At 70.1% G+C, this 18,425-nt stretch carries 16 protein-coding genes; 10 read left to right on the top strand and 6 right to left on the bottom strand.

The features are described 5' to 3' along the window. Window positions 1–60 precede the first annotated feature (60 nt). Together ACWPN3_RS24140 and ACWPN3_RS24145 are read right to left on the bottom strand one after the other, a co-directional pair. Window positions 61–1,884 (bottom strand): phosphoenolpyruvate carboxykinase (GTP), encoded by a 1,824-nt coding sequence (locus ACWPN3_RS24140; RefSeq protein WP_109095992.1) that lies wholly within the window; start codon window positions 1,882–1,884, stop codon window positions 61–63. A gap of 497 nt (window positions 1,885–2,381) precedes the next feature. Next, window positions 2,382–3,185: a HugZ family pyridoxamine 5'-phosphate oxidase gene (locus ACWPN3_RS24145; RefSeq protein ID WP_492261784.1), complete on the bottom strand. Its 804-nt coding sequence runs from the start codon at window positions 3,183–3,185 to the stop codon at window positions 2,382–2,384. Window positions 3,186–3,587: 402 nt separating this feature from the next. On the opposite strand from ACWPN3_RS24145, the gene ACWPN3_RS24150 reads away from it, so the two are divergent. The 8 genes from ACWPN3_RS24150 (at window position 3,588) to ptsP (ending at window position 10,972) form a co-directional block, all read left to right on the top strand. Then, window positions 3,588–4,283, top strand: a complete 696-nt coding sequence (locus ACWPN3_RS24150; protein WP_109052301.1) for a response regulator transcription factor — start codon at window positions 3,588–3,590, stop codon at window positions 4,281–4,283. A 4-nt stretch (window positions 4,284–4,287) separates the two neighbouring features. Next, entirely contained in the window at window positions 4,288–6,009 is a 1,722-nt protein-coding gene (locus tag ACWPN3_RS24155) for a stimulus-sensing domain-containing protein (RefSeq protein ID WP_492261785.1), read from the top strand. 224 nt (window positions 6,010–6,233) lie between these two features. After that, on the top strand, window positions 6,234–6,644 hold the full coding sequence (locus tag ACWPN3_RS24160) for a hypothetical protein (protein WP_247872783.1): 411 nt from the start codon (window positions 6,234–6,236) through the stop codon (window positions 6,642–6,644). Window positions 6,645–6,785: 141 nt separating this feature from the next. Next, the gene (locus ACWPN3_RS24165) at window positions 6,786–7,244 is read left to right on the top strand and encodes an HPr kinase/phosphorylase (RefSeq protein ID WP_109095988.1); all 459 of its coding nucleotides are present in this window, start codon (window positions 6,786–6,788) and stop codon (window positions 7,242–7,244) included. Further along, window positions 7,241–8,278, top strand: coding sequence for an RNase adapter RapZ (gene rapZ / locus ACWPN3_RS24170; protein WP_492239794.1), 1,038 nt, complete (start codon window positions 7,241–7,243; stop codon window positions 8,276–8,278). The genes ACWPN3_RS24165 and rapZ overlap by 4 nt, the downstream gene beginning before the upstream one ends. Before the next feature lie 122 nt (window positions 8,279–8,400). Beyond that, window positions 8,401–8,799, top strand: a complete 399-nt coding sequence (locus ACWPN3_RS24175) for a PTS sugar transporter subunit IIA (RefSeq protein WP_042690507.1) — start codon at window positions 8,401–8,403, stop codon at window positions 8,797–8,799. A gap of 9 nt (window positions 8,800–8,808) precedes the next feature. After that, window positions 8,809–9,111 carry an HPr family phosphocarrier protein gene (locus ACWPN3_RS24180; RefSeq protein WP_109095987.1) on the top strand — a complete coding sequence of 101 codons (303 nt, stop codon included), beginning with the start codon at window positions 8,809–8,811 and terminating at the stop codon, window positions 9,109–9,111. Then, the gene (gene ptsP, locus ACWPN3_RS24185) at window positions 9,101–10,972 is read left to right on the top strand and encodes a phosphoenolpyruvate--protein phosphotransferase (protein ID WP_492239795.1); all 1,872 of its coding nucleotides are present in this window, start codon (window positions 9,101–9,103) and stop codon (window positions 10,970–10,972) included. Before ACWPN3_RS24180 ends, ptsP begins: the two co-directional genes overlap by 11 nt. Before the next feature lie 48 nt (window positions 10,973–11,020). On the opposite strand, the gene ACWPN3_RS24190 is transcribed toward ptsP, so the two are convergent. Further along, window positions 11,021–12,751: a c-type cytochrome gene (locus ACWPN3_RS24190; protein WP_492261786.1), complete on the bottom strand. Its 1,731-nt coding sequence runs from the start codon at window positions 12,749–12,751 to the stop codon at window positions 11,021–11,023. 52 nt (window positions 12,752–12,803) lie between these two features. Between ACWPN3_RS24190 and ACWPN3_RS24195 the strand changes: the two genes are divergently transcribed. Beyond that, window positions 12,804–14,294, top strand: a complete 1,491-nt coding sequence (locus ACWPN3_RS24195; protein WP_492239798.1) for a M48 family metalloprotease — start codon at window positions 12,804–12,806, stop codon at window positions 14,292–14,294. Window positions 14,295–14,431: 137 nt separating this feature from the next. Here the strand turns inward: ACWPN3_RS24195 and ACWPN3_RS24200 are convergent, their stop codons facing one another. Further along, window positions 14,432–14,728, bottom strand: coding sequence for a hypothetical protein (locus tag ACWPN3_RS24200; protein WP_492261787.1), 297 nt, complete (start codon window positions 14,726–14,728; stop codon window positions 14,432–14,434). A gap of 192 nt (window positions 14,729–14,920) precedes the next feature. Continuing rightward, a complete protein-coding gene (locus ACWPN3_RS24205) occupies window positions 14,921–15,685 on the bottom strand; it encodes a hypothetical protein (RefSeq protein WP_492261788.1) in 765 nt (254 codons plus the stop codon). On the opposite strand from ACWPN3_RS24205, the gene ACWPN3_RS24210 reads away from it, so the two are divergent. Continuing rightward, entirely contained in the window at window positions 15,654–16,487 is an 834-nt protein-coding gene (locus ACWPN3_RS24210; protein ID WP_492261789.1) for an adenylate/guanylate cyclase domain-containing protein, read from the top strand. The genes ACWPN3_RS24205 and ACWPN3_RS24210 overlap by 32 nt on opposite strands. A 65-nt stretch (window positions 16,488–16,552) precedes the next feature. Here ACWPN3_RS24210 and cobT read toward each other — a convergent pair whose 3' ends face one another. Then, window positions 16,553–18,424 (bottom strand): cobaltochelatase subunit CobT, encoded by a 1,872-nt coding sequence (cobT, locus tag ACWPN3_RS24215; protein WP_492261790.1) that lies wholly within the window; start codon window positions 18,422–18,424, stop codon window positions 16,553–16,555. Window position 18,425: the final 1 nt, after the last annotated feature.

The raw sequence follows: 18,425 nt of genomic DNA on the forward strand, positions 1-18,425 counted from the left end.
TTGCGGCAGCCCCTATCCTTACTTGACCGATGGGCCTTACCTGCGACCCGCTCTGGACGGTCAGCCGATGCGCCAGACGTCCGGGCTGTTCTCCAGCCGCTTCAGGACGTTGACGCGCTGCTGCTCGATCTCCTCGGGCAGGCGGTCGCCGAAGCGGTTGAACAGCTCTTCCTGGTCCTTCGCCTCGGCCTCGGCCTCCTTGCGGTCGATGTCCATGATCTTGGCGAACTTGTCGGCCGGGAAGGTCAGGCCGGACCAGTTCAGATCCTGGTAGCGCGGGGAATAGCCGAAGGGCGATTCCGCCACGTCGGTGGCGCGGCCGCGGACGCGGTCGACGATCCACTTCAGCACGCGCATGTTGTCGCCGAAGCCCGGCCAGACGAACTTGCCGTTCTCGTCCTTGCGGAACCAGTTGACGCGGTAGATGCGCGGCAGGCTTTCGACCTTGCCTTCCATCGACAGCCAGTGGTTCCAGTAGTCGGCCATGTTGTAGCCGCAGAAGGGCAGCATGGCGAACGGGTCGCGGCGGATGGCGGCCTGGCCGACGGCGGCGGCGGTGGCCTCCGAACCCATGGTCGCCGCCCAATAGACGCCTTCGCGCCAGTTGTAGGCCTCGAACACCAGCGGGAAGGTCTTCGACAGCCGGCCGCCGAAGATGAAGGCGCTGATCGGAACGCCGGCCGGATCCTCCCAGGCCGGGTCGATCGACGGGCACTGCGCCGCCGGGGCGGTGAAGCGGCTGTTCGGGTGGGCGGCCGGACGGCCGGAACCCGGCGTCCAGTCCTTGCCCTGCCAGTCGATCAGGTGCGCCGGCGCCTCGTCGGTCAGGCCTTCCCACCAGACGTCGCCGTCGTCGGTCAGCGCGACGTTGGTGAAGATGACGTTGTGGTCCAGCGTCTTTAGCGCGTTCGGGTTCGACTTCACGCTGGTGCCGGGGGCGACGCCGAAGAAGCCGGCCTCCGGGTTGATGGCGCGCAGCGTGCCGTCGGGCTGCGGCTTGATCCAGGCGATGTCGTCGCCGATGGTGCGGACCTTCCAGCCCTCGAACTCCTTCGGCGGGACCAGCATGGCGAAGTTGGTCTTGCCGCAGGCCGACGGGAAGGCGGCGCCGACATAGGTCTTCTCGCCGGCCGGGCTTTCCACGCCGAGGATCAGCATGTGCTCGGCCAGCCAGCCCTGCTCGCGGCCCATGGCGGACGCGATGCGCAGCGCAAAGCACTTCTTGCCCAAGAGCGCGTTGCCGCCATAGCCGGAGCCGTAGGAGACGATGCGGTGCTCGTCGGGGAAATGGACGATGTACTTGTTGTCGGCGTTGCAGGGCCAGGCCACGTCCGGCTGGCCGGGCTCCAGCGGGGCGCCGATCGAATGCAGGCAGGGAACGAAGTCGCCGTCGCCCAGGATGTCCAGCACTTTCTGGCCCATGCGGGTCATCATCCGCATGTTGACCGCCACATAGGGGCTGTCGGAGATCTGCACGCCGATGTGCGAGATGTCGGAGCCCAGCGGGCCCATGCTGAACGGCACCACATACATCGTGCGGCCGCGCATGCAGCCCTCGAACAGGCCGTCCAGCTTGGCCTTCATCTCGGCCGGGTCCATCCAGTTGTTGGTCGGACCGGCTTCCTCGCGCGTCTTCGAGCAGATGTAGGTGCTGTCCTCGACACGGGCGACGTCGCCCGGATCGGAGCGGCAGAGGAAGGAGTTCTGGCGCTTGGCCTCGTTCAGGCGGATGAAGGTGCCGGCCTCGACCATCTCGTTGCAGAGGCGGTCATATTCCTCCTGCGAACCGTCGCACCAGTGAACGCGCTCCGGCTTGCATTTCAGGGCGATCTCCTCGACCCAGGCCAGGAGCTTCTTGTTCCGCGTCCGTGTGTTACCAGTCATATCGTCCCTCTCGAAGGCTGGGCCGGTACCGCCGCGCCGGGCATGCCCCTTGTCCGGGGCTCCCGCGGCCGGTCCGGCCGTTCTTTCGTCCGTTGTCGTGTCAGATGGATGGCATCGGCCGCATCAGCGGCGTGCCGGTCCGAACAGGCGGCCGGGCTGCGAACCCGCCGCGAGGCGCGGCACCGGCAGGGTGCGGCGACGATACGGGGCAAAAGGCGGTCCTGAGGCGACAGGTCTGGGGGCCAATGGCCCGGACGGGAAACGGGTCGATCCGTTATGGTCCACTGAAGTGTTCTCCTGGTTGCGCGTGCCCGCGCGTCGCGTTCTTGTTTTTGGTGCGGCGCCCGGTGGTGTCGAAGCGACCTCTCGGCTGGTCGTTTATGCTTGCGGTTGGCAGGCTGACGGTTGGCTTCCCGCCTCTCTCATTTTTTTGCTTCTCTGACCGTTCTTTTTGTTCTTTTTGACCTGTTTCTTGCTTTTGTCCGGCTGCGGAGATGTCAGGCGCCTCCGCCGCTGTCAGGTGGGGTTCCAGCCGTTGGTGTCCCGGATGTCGATCCTCCGGGTTGTCCCGACCCGTCCGGCGGCCGGACCAGCGTGTCCAGCATCAGTTTAGCCGATTCGGGGTCATGGATTCTCTGCTCAAAATCGACGCGGGCGACGTACCCCCCGCGTCGCAGGTCGCATCCCTCCGGGTCGATCCCGGTCACGCTCCAGCCGTCCGTCCCATCGTCTGAGGCGGGCGCCAGCCGGGGGCCGTACCCCTCGCCGTTCAGACGGTCGAGCAGCGCCGCCTCATCCGCCGCCAAGGCAGGGGCAGGGGCGGGAAGGTCCAGCTCCGCGGCGGACAGCCAGTGGATGCGGCCGAAGCCGGCGACCAGATGGGCGCGCTCCACCGCCACGCGGTAGATCGCGAAGTCGCCGAAACCGGCATAGAGGGCGGCGTCGGGATGGCGGCGCAGGTAGCGCGCGCGGTGGTCCGGATCGTCCGACCGTTCCGCCCGGCCCTGGACCGACAGGCGCGCGCCGGTCAGCGGCTGCGCCAGCCCGGCGGTGCCGTCGAACAGCAGCCCGACCCGGCCGTCGGCCAGCAGGTTGCGCGTGTGGTCGGCGAGCGTGGAAAGAAGCAGCAGCGGGCTGCCGTCATGGTCGAACGCCACCAGCACCAGCGAGGGGTAGGGCCAACCGGCGGCATCCGCCATCGCCCCGGCACCCTCGTCGGCCGGGGTCGGCCGCTGCACGGTTGCCAGCGCGGCGCGGTCGCAGGCGCGCATCAGGCGCCGGGCACGCAAGGCCGGAGCCATGGTCGCCGGACCCTGGGTCGCCGGAGCCGGGTTGGCTTGAGCCGTGCCAGGCCGGTCGGAACCCGGCGGCGTCGCGCCCCCCTGGCCGTCCGCAGTGGCGCCGGCCGGAGAGGACGCGGAAAGGGCGTTCGAAAAACTCATTCCAAAACGAGCGCGTTCTCCCGCGCGGCACCGTTGTTCGGCGCCGCATTGCCGCCATATTGGCCCATACAAATGCTGCGGGAAAAGAGAAAACTGCCGCTGGTACCTGGACTCTGGCATAAAGTATTGGAATGACCACTCGTCCTATGCCTGATGTTTCCGCTAACATTACCGGGTTCCGGCAGTTCGACCGCGCCAACCTGTTCCCGACTGTCCGCTTCCCACTGTCCCTGCCCCGCTTCGATAGGATCAGTTACGACCATGGCCCACACCGTCGCCCTGGTGGATGACGACCGCAACATCCTGGCCTCGGTCTCCATCGCCCTGGAGGCCGAGGGCTTCGACGTGCGCACCTACACCGACGGCGCCGAGGCGCTGCGCGGATTGAGCCAGCGCCCGCCCGACCTCGCCGTGCTCGACATCAAGATGCCGCGCATGGACGGCATGGAGTTGCTGCAACGCCTGCGCCAGACCAGCCAGATGCCCGTCATCTTCCTGACCAGCAAGGACGACGAGCTGGACGAGCTGATGGGCCTGCGCATGGGCGCGGACGACTACATCAAGAAGCCCTTCTCGCAGCGCCTGCTGATCGAGCGCATCCGGGCGCTGCTGCGGCGCGAGGCCCTGCGCGGCGAGAGCCCGGAGGTCGATCCCGGCCAGATCATCACCCGCGGCCCGCTGCTGCTGGACGGCGCCCGCCATGCCTGCAGCTGGAAGGGCCAGCCGATCGACCTGACCGTGACCGAGTTCCTGCTGGTGCGTGCGCTGGCCCAGCGGCCGGGCCATGTGAAGAACCGCGACCAGCTGATGGACGCGGCCTATGGCGAGCATGTCTATGTCGACGACCGCACCATCGACAGCCACATCAAGCGGCTGCGCAAGAAGTTCAAGGCGGTCGACGCCGACTTCTCCCAGATCGAAACGCTCTATGGCGTCGGCTACCGGTACAAGGAATAACGCGGTGTCCACGCTCGGCAGGGCTGGGGGCGGAACCGGGGGCGGGAAGCGGCGGAGGCTGGGCGGCGTCTCGCCGCTGACCCTGCGCATCCTTGCGGTGAACGTGCTGGCGCTGCTGGTGCTGCTGGCGGGTCTGCTCTATCTCGGCCGCTACCAGGACAGGCTGATCCAGGCGGAGACCGAGGCGCTGGCGACGGAGGCGCGCATCTTCGCCTCCGCGCTTGGCGAAGGGGCGGTGAACCGCATCCTGACCGCCCCCTCCCCCACCGGCGACGAGAGCGGCGAGCGCTTCGAGCTGGCGCCCGAACTGGCGCGGCCGATGATCCGCCGGCTGGCAGAGGCGACCTCGACCCGCACCCGCCTCTTCGACATCGACGGGAACATGCTGTCCGACAGCCGGGTGCTGGTGGGATCGCAGGGCCGCATCGAAATCCGCGAGCTGCCGACCCCGCCGTCCGGCGATCCGGTCAGCCGGGCGATCAACGACCTCTACACCCGCCTGATCGACGTGGTGCCCAGCCGTGAAGGGCTGCCGGTCTACCGCGAGAAGCCGGGCCAGCCCAATCCGGACGTGGAGCGGGCGCTGGCCGGCGAGGCGGCGGCCACCGTCTGGCGCGTCGACGGCGCCGGCGGCGACCCGGAACTGCTGCTGACCGTGGCGGTTCCGGTCCAGCGCTACCGCGAGGTGCTGGGGGCGGTGCTGCTGACCCGCGGCGGCGGCGAGATCGACCGGGCCATCCGCTCCGTCCGCTTCGACATCCTGCGGGTGTTCGGCGTGGCGCTGCTGGTGACCATCGCGCTGTCCTTCTATCTGGCCGGCACCATCGCCCGGCCGATCCGCCGGCTGGCCCAGGCCGCCGACCGGCTGCGCACCAGCCATGGGCGCCATGCCGAAATCCCCGACCTCACCCGCCGCGGCGACGAGATCGGCGAGCTGTCCGGCGTGCTGCGCGAGATGACCGACGCGCTGTGGACGCGGATGGACGCCATCGAGCGCTTCGCCGCCGACGTCGCCCACGAGATCAAGAATCCGCTGACCTCGCTGCGCAGCGCCGTGGAGACGGCGGAGCGCGTCAGCGACCCGCGCCACCGCGACCGGCTGATGGCGATCATCGCCGACGATGTGCAGCGGCTGGACCGACTGATCAGCGACATCTCCAACGCGTCGCGCCTGGATGCCGAACTGTCGCGGGCAGAGCCGGAGCCGGTGGACATCGGACTGCTGCTGACCATGCTGGCGGAGCTGCGCCAGACGGTTGCCGCAACCATGGACGAGCGGGTGGCGGCCGGAGATGGCGATGGCGGGAATGGCGGGGCGCGGCCGCCGCGCCTCGTGCTCGACCTGCCGGCCGGCGAGCGGCTGGTGGTGCCGGGGCTGGAAGGGCGCCTGACCCAGGTGTTCCAGAACCTGATCGACAACGCCCTGTCCTTTTCGCCGCCCGGCGGCACGGTGCGGCTGACCGCAAGGCGCAGCGGCCGCAGCGTCAAGGTGGTCGTGTCGGACCAGGGGCCGGGCATTCCCGACGGCAAGGAGGAGGCGATCTTCGACCGCTTCTACACCGAACGTCCGGCGGGCGAGAAGTTCGGAACCCACTCCGGTCTCGGCCTATCGATTGCCAAGCAGATAGTCAGTGCGCACAATGGTTCTGTATTTGCGAAAAATCGTCATGTATCGGACGGGACCATCGAGGGCGCCGACTTCGTGGTGACTTTGCCTTTGCTGTGAGAAACTCTGCGGAATTCCAGGCTTCCTTCCCACTCTCGGCTAGACAAGCCCTGTCCAAGCATCGATCATGGTCTTGGTCGTTCTCGCTTGTCGGCTGCCGGGTCGGACGGACCATGCCGGTCCGGTTGTGTGCCTGCACCATACGGCAACGGGAAGGTGGCCATACCCCGGGACAAAGATGTGGGGTTGCCATGCTTGAGTGCGTTCCGCCCGAATCCTCCTCCGTGCATACCCTGTCCGCGGCCGGCCGCCGTTCCGCAGTCGTGGGTGCCGCCGCGGGCGCCGTCCCGGGTGCTGCGCCGGGCGACGTCGTCGACCTGCGCCGCTACCGTCTGGCCCGCCTGATCCGGGATGCCGGCCGGCAGCAGGGCGAACTGGCAAGGATGATGCGGCAATCCGCGCGGGAACGGACCCAGCTCGCCGAAGCGCTCCAGGGCGCGCAGCGCCACCTCGCCAGCATCGCCGACAACTACAAGGTCCTGCTGGTTCGGCTGAAGCGGGAGAAGGATTTCCGCGACGCCTGCCAGGAGGCGGCGGAACTGGAGGATCTGGACGAGATGATCCGCCGCCGCGACGCCCTCGCCCTGGAGCTGGAGGCGATCCGCCGCACTCCCCGCGGCGCCGCCGGCGCCTGAGGTCGGCACAGTCCTTATCCATGCCGAAAGAACGGTTGGAAGCGGATGGGGGATCCCGGACAGGTTTCCCCGCCTGACCTTGCGGGACACCGTTCCGTTCCCATTGACAGAACCGGCGCCACGTCTCACCTTCGCCAGACTATGGTGACGATTCACGGCACCTGCGTCTTGCTCTCCGGCATCGGCGTGCTGCTGCGTGGGGAGTCCGGACGGGGAAAATCGGATTTGGCCTTGCGACTGATCGATGGCGGAGCCTTGCTGGTCGCGGATGACCGGGTGGCGCTGCATTGCGATTCCGGCCGCCTGACCGCCTCTCCCCCGCCCGCCCTGGCCGGGCTGCTGGAGGTGCGGGGCGTCGGCATTCTTCCCGTTCCGTCGGCCGGGCCGTCCCCCGTCGGCCTCGTCGTCGATCTGCTCGAGCGTGACGAGGTGGAGCGGCTGCCGGAGGCGGAGACCGACACGCTGCTGGGCGTCGCCCTGCCCCGCCTCGGCCTGCACGCCTTCGATGCCTCCACCCCCGCGAAGATCCGCCTTGCCGCCGCCAGCCTGTGCGGCGGACGGCTGGACCGGGTGCCCGCCAGCCTTTCGGCCCCATCATGAAACCTCCCGACACCCTGATGTCCGACGCGCCGGCCGACCCCGCCGCCCCTGCCGCCCGCGGGCGCATCGTCCTGGTCACCGGCATGTCGGGGGCCGGCATGTCGGTGGCGCTGAAGGCGCTGGAGGATCTGGGCTACGAGGCGGTGGACAATCTGCGCCTGTCGCTGGTGCCGGCCCTGATCCGGCAGGCCGATCCGAAGCGCCGGCCGCTGGCCCTGGTGATCGACAGCCGAACCCGCGACTTTTCCGCGCAGAACTTCCTCGACGAGCTTGAGGAGCTGCGGCGCGACGGCGATCTCGACGTCAGTCTGGTCTTCCTGGACTGCGGCGACGAGGTGCTGCAGCGCCGCTTCACCGAGACGCGCCGCCGCCATCCGCTGGCGGAGGACCGCACGGTGCCCGACGGCATCCAGCGCGAACGCGCCCTGCTGTTCCCGCTGAAGGAGGAAGCCGACGTCACCATCGACACGACGCAACTGTCCATTCACGATTTGCGGCGCATCCTGTCCGGGCATTTCCGGCGTGACGCCCAGGCAGCCTTGCAGGTGTTCGTGACCTCCTTCTCCTTCCGCCAGGGTCTGCCGCGCGAAGCCGATCTGGTCTTCGACGTGCGGTTCCTGACCAACCCGCATTACGACCCGGAGCTTCGGCCGCTGACCGGCCTGAACCCGGCCGTCGCCGCGCGGGTGGAGAGCGATCCAGATTTCCCCGCCTTCTTCGGCAACCTGACGGAGCTGCTGCGCCCGCTGCTGCCGCGCTACAACCAGGAAGGCAAGAGCTATTTGACCATCGCCATCGGCTGCACCGGCGGCAAGCACCGGTCGGTCTTCATCGCCGAACGGCTGGCGGCCTGGCTGAAGGACCAGGGGCTGCGGGTCAATCTCAGCCACCGCGAACTGGAACGGCTGGGCTTGCGGACCGCCGGGGCCGGCCCGGCCAACAATCAGCCGGCCGGTGGCCAGCAAGCCGGCGGCCAGCAGGCCAACCATCAGGCCAACCATCAGGCCAACCATCAGGCCAACCATCAGGGATGATGCAAATTGCGCCTTGACGACCATGCGTCCAACCAACGATCCAGATGCGATGAGCGCTGCCGCCCCGCGGCGGCGGCCCTCGCGCAGGTCTCCGGGGAGGACCCAACCTTGAAGGATGTCCCATGATCGGTATGGTTCTTGTCACCCACGGGCGGCTGGCCGAGGAATTCATCGCCGCACTGTTCCACGTGGTGGGCGAACAGCAGCAGGTGCGCGCCGTGTGCATCGGCCCGGACGACGACATGGAACAGCGCCGCCAGGACATCCTGAACTCGGTGGCGGAGGTCGACGACGGGTCGGGCGTCGTGGTGCTGACCGACATGTTCGGCGGCACGCCGTCCAACCTCGCCATCTCCATCATGGACAAGGCGAAGGTCGAGGTGATCGCCGGCGTCAACCTGCCGATGCTGATCAAGCTCGCCAGCGTGCGCAAGACCGAGCCGCTGGACAAATCGGTGATCGCCGCCCGCGACGCCGGGCAGAAATACATCAACGTCGCCTCCACCCTCCTGTCGGACTGACCGCCCGCGATGAGCCACCCCGACGACACGGCATCCGCCGACGGCGAAATCCGCCGCACCGCCACCATCACCAACCAGCGTGGCCTGCACGCGCGCGCCTCGGCCAAGTTCGTCAAGCTGGTCGCCACCTTCGATGCCGAGATCTCGGTGCGCCGCGGCGAGTCCGTGGTGTCCGGCGAGTCGATCATGGGGCTGATGATGCTGGCCGCCGGTCCCGGCACCAGTGTGGAGCTGCGCGCCAGCGGCGCTGAGGCCGATGCCGCGATGGACGCCCTCCTGGACCTGATCAACCGCAAGTTCGATGAAGAATGACCTGCCCCCCGCCGGCCAGACCGGCGGCCCAACTGGCGGCCAAGTATCCGGCCCCGACCGCGGCGGTTCCGGCGGCACCCCGTCGCCCGAGCCGGTGAGCGCTTCGGCCAGCGCTGCGGCGCGCGCCCTGCGCGGCCTGGGCGTGTCGCCCGGCATCGCCATCGGCCCGGCCCATGTGGTGGAAAGCGGCGCCGTCGCCATTCCCGAATACGCCGTCGAACCGCAAGCGGTCGAGGCGGAGGTCGCCCGATTCAACGAGGCGGCGACCAAGGCGCGCCGACAGATCAAGAAGCTGAAGAGCAAGGCGCTCGTCCTGCCCGACTCGGCGTCGGAGGAGATCGGCTTCCTGCTCGACGCCCACCTGTCGATGGTCACCAACTCGCGCCTGACCCGCGGGGTGGAGCATCGCATCAAGCAGGACCGGATCAACGCCGAGGCCGCCATCCAGGCGGAGATCGCCACCATCGCCGCGACCTTCGCCGGCATGGACGACGCCTATCTCGCCGGCCGCATCGACGACATCCGCGAGGTCGGGCGGCGGCTGACCCGCAACCTGATGAAGCAGGAATACCGGGCCTTCAGCAGCCTGCCCCCCGGCAGCATCATCCTTGCGGAGGAGCTGACCCCCGCCGACACCGCCCTGCTCGACCCCACCGTCGTCGGCGGCTTCGCCACGGTGCTGGGCGGGGCGGAAGGGCACACCGCCATCCTCGCCCGCTCGCTCGGCCTGCCGGCGGTGCTGGGTGCCCCCGGCCTGCTGGCCGGCGTGCGCAACGGCGTGACGGTGGTCGTCGACGGCCTGCAGGGCCGCGTGCTGATCGACCCGCCGGCCGATGTGCTGGCCGATTACAGCGAGCGGCGCGCCGCCCGCGAACGCGAACGCCAGGGGCTGAAGAGCCTGCGCAAGCTGCCCGCCGTCACCCGCGACGGCACCGCCATCACGCTGATGGCGAACCTGGAGCTGCCGCGCGATCTCGACCACGCGCTGGAGCATGGCGCCCAGGGCATCGGCCTGCTGCGGACCGAGTTCATGTTCATGAACCGCGACCATCTGCCCGACGAGGATGAGCAGTACGCCGTGCTGCGCACCATGATCGAGGGGATGGGCGGCCGCACCGTCACCGCCCGCACCATGGATCTGGGTGGCGAGAAGCTGGCCGGCTGGATGGCCGGGCGCTATGGCGAGCCGGCCAACCCGGCGCTGGGCCTGCGGGCCATTCGCCTCGGCCTGCGCGAGCCGAAGCTGCTGGAGACGCAGCTCGCCGCCATGCTGCGGGCCGGCGTCCACGGACCGCTGCGCATCCTGCTGCCGATGATCGCTTCGGTCACCGAGGTGCAGAAGGTGCGCGAGATGATGGGGCAGGTCGCCCGCCGGCTGCGCCGCCGCGGCGTCGCCATCGCCGACCCGCTGCCGCCGGTGGGCGTGATGGTGGAGGTGCCGGGGGCGGCGCTGGCCGCCGACGCGCTGGCCTATGCCGCCGACTTCTTCTCCATCGGCACCAACGACCTGACCCAGTACACGCTGGCCATCGACCGCGCCGACGAACAGGTCGCCACCCTCTACGACCCGCTGCATCCGGCCGTGCTGCGGCTGATCCAGTTCACGGTGGAGGCCGCCCTGCGCGCCCGCATCCCGGTGTCGGTCTGCGGCGAGATCGCCGGCGACCCGCGCTATACGGCGTTGCTGCTGGGGCTGGGCGTGCGCGAGCTGTCGATGGCGCCGCTGGCGGTGCCGGCGGTGAAGAAGCGCATCCGCTCGCTCGACCTTGTGGAGGCGGGCCGCCGCGCCCGCGTCATCATGGACCAGAGCGACAGCGGCCGCATCGCCACGCTGCTGGACGATTTCAACGCGACCCTATGACGCCCCGCCGGATGTGTCGCCGGTGGGATGGGGGCGAAAGCCCCCCTCTCACGGCGCCTTCCGCCCCGCCATATGGCCGAGATAGGCGACGACCCGGTCCAGATCGGCATCGCTCAGCATTGTGGTGTCGAAACCCGGCATCTGCTGGCCGGGCCATGTCCGGACGGATCGCGGATCGCGGATCAGCGTCTTCAGCCCGGCGGGCGTGAGGTATTGGGTCGGGTTCATCGGCCGGTTCAGGTCCGGCCCCATCGTGGCGCTGCCGGCGCCGTTCAGGGTGTGGCAGGCCATGCACTGGGTGATGAACACCGCCTGTCCGGCGCGGATGGCCGAGTCGGCGGGCAGGCCCTGCTCGACCGCCAGCTGCGGCCAGCGGCGCAGCGGATCGTCGGAGGCGACGATGCGGGCCAGCTGATAGGGCCATTGTTCGCTGCGCACCCCCGACGCCTCCGGCCGCACCCACACCAGATAGAAGGGGCCGGCGGAGACCTCCTTTCCCGGCAGGTTGGGCCAGGGCCGGTCGGCCGGCTCCACCGCCAGGAAGGCGACGGCGCCGTCGGGACCGCTGCGCAGGCACAGCTCCGGCGGCAGCTGCGCGGTGAAGCCGTCCGACGCCACCCCCTCCAGCACCGTGCCGGGCGGAAAATCTACGGTACCCAGCAGGCTGGCGAGCGGCACGGCGCGGTAGCTCATCGGCCGGCCATAGGAGATGTCGGCCGGGATGTCGACGGTCACCGCGTCGGGCCGCGCCAGCAGGGTGTCGCGGTCGAACACCCGCTCGGCCCCGGCGACGGCGACGGTCAGCGCCGGCCCGCCGGCCAGTGCCGGATGCAGCGGTAGGGCGACGAGCAGCAAAGACAGGGCGGCAAACAGGCGTCCAGCCACAGGCCCAAGCGACGGCTTCCTCATTCCGGATTCCTCCTCCCCTTCGTCGTCATCCCATGGGTCGTCATCGTCGGCGCCGGCACGCTGCGGGGCGGCGGCGGCCGGCTCCCGCTCCAGCCGCTCGATCTGGTCGGGATGGGTGATCTCGATCATGGGGCCATTGCGCAGCGTGATCCAGCCCCGCACGCGCACCCGGCGGCCTTCGTAGGACAGCGGGTCGATGCCGGCGCGGGTGACCTCGCGCATCGCGGCGCGGCCGATATGGACGGTGACGTCGCTGCGCCAGTCGGTGCCGAAATCGAGCCAGCTCTCGCCGCCGCCCTTGGACACCGCCAGCACCAGCCCTTCCACCAGCTGGAAGCTGTCGCGGTCGCGGGAAAGCCCGTCGGCGTCGGCGGCGTCGCGCACGGCATAGACCCGGCTGCGCCACAGCCCGCGCCCGGCGTTGCGCGCGGCCTCCTCGCCGGCCAGCAGCTCCGCCGCATAGGCGCGGGCGTCGGGCCGGGTGTGGACGCGCGCCAGCCCGCGGACCAGCAGCGCCGATTGCAGCCACAGCCCGTCTTCCCGCACCAGATGGGCGAGCAGCCGGCCATGGCGGTCGGTCGGCGCCGGCCCATGCAGCCTGACGCGGCGGCCCAGCGACAGATCGGCCAGCGCCGCGGTCGCCGCCTCGGCCAGCGGCCAGACCCGCCCGTCGGCGGGATCGGCGTTCCGCGGCGGCTTTGCCGCGTCGATCCCGGCCAGACGGACCCGGCGGCCGTCCTCCAACTCCAGCGTGTCGCCGTCCAGCACGGCGGTGACCCGGAGCCCGTCCGCCCAGGCGGCGCCGGTCACCGGCAGCCCGGCCAGCAGCAGAATCGACAAGCGCACAAGCGGAAGCGTGACACGTCGCATCGGGAAGGCCGTCCTTGCGGAACATCCGCCGCCGGGCGGGGTTTTGACCGGTATGCCGACCCATCTCCCCTTCCGCAAGCCCCTCCGCGCCGCACCCCTCCGCGCCGCACTGGCCACCCTGATGCTGGCAGCCGCCGCGCCCGCCCTTGTCGCGCCCGCGCCCGCCCGCGCCGGGCTGCTCGACAATGTCCTCTCCGGCGGCGACGAGGCGGCGCTGGGGGCGCAGGAACACCCGAAGATCCTGGCCCAGTTCGGCGGCGCGGTGAAGGATGCCAAGCTCCAGGGCTACATTGACCAGCTCGGCCGCAAGCTCGCCGCCACCACGGCGCTGGCGCGCGAGCCCTGGACCTTCACCGTGCTGGACAGCGACGTGGTCAACGCCTTCGCCCTGCCCGGCGGCTATGTCTACGTCACCCGCGGCCTGCTGGCGCTGGCGAAGGACGAGGCCGAGGTGGCCGGGGTGCTGTCGCACGAGATCGGCCACGTCACCGCCCACCACTCGGCGCAGCGCCAGACCCGACAGACCATCGCCGGGCTGCTCGCCGCCGGGGTCGGGCTGGTGTTCGGCAACGACACGCTGGCGCAGCTGGCCGGGCTGGGCGGCACCGCGATGGTCGCCAGCTATTCGCGCGAGCAGGAGCTGGAGGCCGACCAGCTCGGCGTCGAGACGCTGCGGCGGACCGGCTACGATCCCTTCGCCATGGCGACCTTCCTGGAGACGCTGCGCCGCGACAGCCAGTATGACGGCCTGCGCGCCGGCAACAAGGGCGGGGGCGGCTTCGACTTCCTCGCCAGCCATCCGGCGACCGAGGAGCGCGTCCGCCGCACCGCCGACCTCGCCCGCGCCATCCCGCCGGGCGGTGCCCGCCCGCGCGATCCTTACCTGGCGGCAGTCGACGGCATGATCTATGGCGACAGCCCGGAGAACGGCTATGTCCGCGGCCGCACCTTCGCCCACCCGCAGCTTGGCATCGCCTTCACCGTGCCGCAGGGCTATTCGTTGTTGAACGGCGCCGATCAGGTGGTCGCCAAGGGACCGAACGGCACCGCCATGGCCTTCGACGGCGGATCGGCCGCCGGCGTGTCCGACCCGGCCGGCTTCCTGACCGGCGTGTGGGGCAAGGACGCGACGCTGTCGAACCTCCAGCGTCTCACCATCGGCGGCATGGCAGCGGCGACGGCCACCACGCGCGGCGAGACCGACGGCACCAGCGCCGACATCCGGCTGGTGGCGATCCGCGCCCAGGACGGCAAGATGTACCGCTTCACCTTCCTGGCGCCCGCCGGATCGCTGGCTCGTTTCGACAGCGATTTCCAGGCGGCGGCCAACAGCTTCCACCGCATGACCGCGGAGGAGGCCGCCCGCTACCGCCCGCGCCGGGTGCAGGTGACGGCGGTGCAGCCCGGCGACAGCGTTGCCGGCTTCGTTCGCCGCATGCCGCAGGAGCCTTATGCCGAAGAATTGTTCCGAATCATCAACGACCTCCCGCCCGGCACGCCGCTGCAACCCGGCCAGCGGGTGAAGGTGATTGTCGGGCAATAGGGCGGGCAATAGTGAGCAGGGAGTAGCGGCAACCCCAAGCATGAGCATGACCGCATGAAATCCGCGTAAGGATACAGCCCCGCGGGTTGCCGCCGGCCGGATGGGCGGGTAGGCTGCCGCGCATGTCCGATACCCCGTCAGCGCGCCCCCAGATTGCTCCGCCCCTTCCGGCGACGGCCGTGAAGCCGGCCGGACAGGCGGTGGCGAAGGCGTCGGCGAAGGCTGCGGGAAAAGCCGGCCTGAAGCCCGCCGGGCGCCGGCGCCTGCGGCTGCCCATCGCCGCGGTGCTGGTGGCGGGGTTCGGCTCGCTGATGCTGGCGGCGGTCGCCAGCGTCCTGGTGCTGGGTCTGGTCAGCGCCAGCACCAACACCTTCGCCCTGCTGAACGACAAGGCCGATCTGGCGCTGGCCGGGGTGGAGGTGCGGGTCCGCCACCAGCTTGATCCCGCGCGCGAGATGGCGCGCTTCGTCGCCGGACTGATCGAGCGCGGCGACCTGCGCGCCGGCGACAACACGGCGATGATCGACACGCTGCGCGGCGCGCTGGCCGGCGCCCCGGACGTCACCGGCCTCGCCTTCATCCGCCCGGACCTGACCGGCGTCCGCGTCGGCCGGCTGAACGGCGGGCTAGCCGCCGATCCCATCGACTTGCAGGGCGACAGCGACATTCCGCCGGAGATCCTGGACGGCCCCAACCGCAGCGCCGCGACCTGGGCCGACCCGCGCTGGCTGAAGGAGGCGCAGAACAGCTTCGTCACCCTCTACCAGCCGGTGCGGCGCGACGGCCGCTATCTGGGGCAGGTGGCGGTCGGCGTGTCGCTGGGCGACCTGTCGCGCTTCCTGTCGGTGCTGTATGTGGAGCAGGGGCTGAACGCCTTCGTGCTGTATGACCAGAGCCATGTGCTGGCCCATCCGGCGCTGGTCGGCCGCAGCTTCGATTTTTCCGGCAAGCTGGACGGCCCGCCGCTGCCGCGTACCGATCAGGTCGACGACCCGGCGCTGGCGGCGCTGTGGTCCAGCGGCGTGCCCGTCCAGTCGCTGAAGAAGCGGGTGGAGGCGCGCGCCGTCCAGGTTCTCGGCAGCGACTACATCTTCCTGACCCGCAAGATGTCGGGATACGGGCAGCAGGACTGGATCATCGGCATCGGCTATCGCGACGGCGAACTGAATGTCGAGGTCCGCCGGCTCTACATCACCGGCGCCGTCGGCCTCGCCATCCTGCTGGTGTCGGTCGGGGTGGCGCTGCTGGTCGGGCGGCGGATCAGCCGGCAGGTGGCGCGGCTGGCCGAGGCCGCCGACCGCGTCCGCGCCTTCGAGTTCCGCGCCATTTCCGACCTGCCCGACTTCCCGCCTGCGCGAGATGGCGCGCGCCGCCACCGCCTTCAACGCCATGGTCGCCGGCCTGCGCTGGTTCGAGACCTATGTGCCGAAGGCGCTGGTCCTGCGCCTGATGCGCCAGCGCGAGACCGAGGGCGGGCTCGACTCGGTGCAGCGCGAGGTGACGGTGATGTTCACCGACATCCGCGGCTTCTCCCGCATGGCCGAGCATATGGCCGCCGCCGACACCGCCGCCCTGCTGAACGAGCATTTCACCCTGCTTGCCGCCTGCATCGAGGCGGAGGGCGGCACGGTGGACAAGTTCATCGGCGATTTGCTGATGGCCTTCTGGGGCGCGCCCGAGGCGCAGGAGGACCATGCCGTCCGCGGGCTGCGTGCCGCACTGGCGATACACCATGCCATCCGCGCCGACAACCGCCGCCGCGTCGCCGAAGGCCGGGCGCCGATCCATGTCCGCGTCGGGCTGCACAGCGGCCCGGTGGTGGTCGGCAACATCGGCTCCGACAGCCGGATCAACTACACCATCGTCGGCGACACCGTGAACGTCGCCGCCCGGATCGAGGAGCTGTCGGCCGCCCTCCAGGGCGAGTCCGAGGTGATCGTCCTGACCAGCGGCGTCACCGCCGCCAAGGGCAAGGACGCCGTTCCGCTGGTCCGCCAGGGCGGCCGGTCGCTGCGCGGCCGGACCGGGATGACCGAACTTTGGCGCCTGGTGCTGGAGGAGGAGAAGAAGGACGCCGCGAAGGCGGCGGCAGTGGCAGCGGCGGCAGTGGCGCCGGCAGCGCCGCCCGCCGCACCCCCGCCGGTGGCGGGTGAGACTGCCAAGCCGGTGTTCGCAGGTAAGGATACGCCCTGAAGCGGGCCGGCGTTTCCAGATAAGTCATTGGAAAGACTGGAAACGCCCCTGCCCGCTTCCTTACCTCAGCGCCAGCTGCGACGGCCGCCGCGGCGGTCGTCCTCGTCGAACAGTTCGGCCAGCTTGTTCATCATCGTGCCGCCCAGCTGCTCCGCATCGACGATGGTCACGGCGCGGCGGTAATAGCGGGTCACGTCGTGGCCGATGCCGATCGCCACCAGCTCGACGGGCGAGCGGGTCTCGATCTGCTCGATGGTCTGGCGCAGGTGGCGTTCCAGATAGTTGCCGGCATTCACCGACAGGGTCGAGTTGTCGACCGGGGCACCGTCGGAGATCACCATCAGGATGCGGCGCTGTTCCGGCCGGCCGAGCAGCCGGTTGTGCGCCCATTGCAGCGCCTCGCCGTCGATGTTCTCCTTCAGGATGCCTTCGCGCAGCATCAGGCCGAGATTCTTGCGGGCGCGGCGCCACGGCATGTCGGCCGCCTTGTAGACGATGTGGCGCAGGTCGTTCAGCCGGCCGGGATGCGGCGGCTTGCCGCCGGCCACCCAGGCCTCGCGCGCCTGTCCGCCCTTCCAGGCGCGGGTGGTGAAGCCCAGCACCTCCACCTTCACCGCGCAGCGCTCCAGCGTGCGGGCGAGGATGTCGGCGCTCATCGCGGCGATGGAGATCGGCCGGCCGCGCATCGAGCCGGAATTGTCGATCAGCAGCGATACCACGGTGTCGCGGAAGTCCATCTCCTTCTCCGCCTTGAAGGAGAGCGGCAGGACCGGGTTGGCGACGACGCGGGCCAGCCGGGCGGCGTCGAGGATGCCTTCCTCCAGGTCGAAGTTCCAGGAACGCTGCTGCTTGGCCATCAGCCGCCGCTGCAGCCGGTTCGCCAGCTTGGAGATCACGCCCTGCAGGTTCTGCAACTGCTGGTCCAGCAGGTGGCGCAACCGTTCCAGCTCGGCCGGGTCGCAGAGGTCTGCGGCGTCCACCACCTCGTCATACTGGGTGGTGAAGGCCTTGTAGGCGTTGGGATCGGGCTCGTTGCGGCGGTTGAGGTCGTTGCGCCAGGGCTGGCCGGGGCCGGCGGGCTCCTCCGCCCCCTCGCCCTCGCCCATCTCCATGTCGCCTTCCTCGCCGGCGCCCTCCTCGGCGCTCTCGCCGGCCTCCGACGAGTCCTGCATCTCCGACGAGGCCATCGATTCGGCGTCGGACTGGTCCTCGTCCTGGCCGCGGGTCTGGCCGTGCTGGGGCGATTCCTCGTCCTCGGAGGACTGGGTCTGCTGGTCCTCCTCCTCCTCCTGGTCGGCTTCCTGCCCGACTTCCATGTCGAGGTCGGCCAGCAGCCGGCGGACGGCCTTGGCGTAGGCCTCCTGGTCGCCGACGTAGTTGGCCAGCCCCTTCATGTCCCGGCCCAGCCGCTCCTCGATCCAGGGGCGCCAGAGGTCGACGGCATGGGCGGCGGCGGGCGGCGGCGGCGCACCGGTCATCGCCTCGCGCGCCATCATCCGCAGCGCTTCCGACAAGGGCACCTGTCCGCGGTCGTCGAAGCGGTCGAAGCCCTGGCGGGTGTAGCGATCCTCCAGCGCCGCTTCCAGATTGTGGGCGACGCCGGCCATGTCGCGGCTGCCCAGCGCCTCGCAGCGCGCCTGCTCCATCGCGTCGTAGGCCTGGCGCGCGGCGTCGCCCAGCGGCATGCGGTGGGCATGCACCGTGGCGTCGTGATGGCGCAGCCGCAGCGCGACGGCATCGGCCGCCCCGCGCAGCTTGGCGACCTCGACCGGGTTCAGGTCGCGCGCCGGCAGCGGCACCCGCACCCGCTGGCCCGCCAGACCCGGCGGATCGGACGAAAAGCCCACCTGCACCTCCGCCCGCCGGGACATGGCGCGCACCGTGGCGGTGGTGGACCGCTTGAAGGCTTCGACGGGGGTGTCGTTCTGGGTGGTCATT

The organism is Azospirillum sp. UENF 111221, from assembly GCF_058780625.1.

Coding starts and splice junctions, on each gene's coding strand:
- ACWPN3_RS24140 (WP_109095992.1), bottom strand. CDS start 1,884: ATGACTGGTAACACACGGACGCGGAACAAGAAGCTCCTGGCCTGGGTC.
- ACWPN3_RS24145 (WP_492261784.1), bottom strand. CDS start 3,185: ATGGCTCCGGCCTTGCGTGCCCGGCGCCTGATGCGCGCCTGCGACCGC.
- ACWPN3_RS24150 (WP_109052301.1), top strand. CDS start 3,588: ATGGCCCACACCGTCGCCCTGGTGGATGACGACCGCAACATCCTGGCC.
- ACWPN3_RS24165 (WP_109095988.1), top strand. CDS start 6,786: ATGGTGACGATTCACGGCACCTGCGTCTTGCTCTCCGGCATCGGCGTG.
- rapZ (WP_492239794.1), top strand. CDS start 7,241: ATGAAACCTCCCGACACCCTGATGTCCGACGCGCCGGCCGACCCCGCC.
- ACWPN3_RS24175 (WP_042690507.1), top strand. CDS start 8,401: ATGATCGGTATGGTTCTTGTCACCCACGGGCGGCTGGCCGAGGAATTC.
- ACWPN3_RS24180 (WP_109095987.1), top strand. CDS start 8,809: ATGAGCCACCCCGACGACACGGCATCCGCCGACGGCGAAATCCGCCGC.
- ptsP (WP_492239795.1), top strand. CDS start 9,101: ATGAAGAATGACCTGCCCCCCGCCGGCCAGACCGGCGGCCCAACTGGC.
- ACWPN3_RS24190 (WP_492261786.1), bottom strand. CDS start 12,751: ATGCGACGTGTCACGCTTCCGCTTGTGCGCTTGTCGATTCTGCTGCTG.
- ACWPN3_RS24195 (WP_492239798.1), top strand. CDS start 12,804: ATGCCGACCCATCTCCCCTTCCGCAAGCCCCTCCGCGCCGCACCCCTC.
- ACWPN3_RS24210 (WP_492261789.1), top strand. CDS start 15,654: ATGGCGCGCGCCGCCACCGCCTTCAACGCCATGGTCGCCGGCCTGCGC.
- ACWPN3_RS24205 (WP_492261788.1), bottom strand. CDS start 15,685: ATGGCGTTGAAGGCGGTGGCGGCGCGCGCCATCTCGCGCAGGCGGGAA.
- cobT (WP_492261790.1), bottom strand. CDS start 18,424: ATGACCACCCAGAACGACACCCCCGTCGAAGCCTTCAAGCGGTCCACC.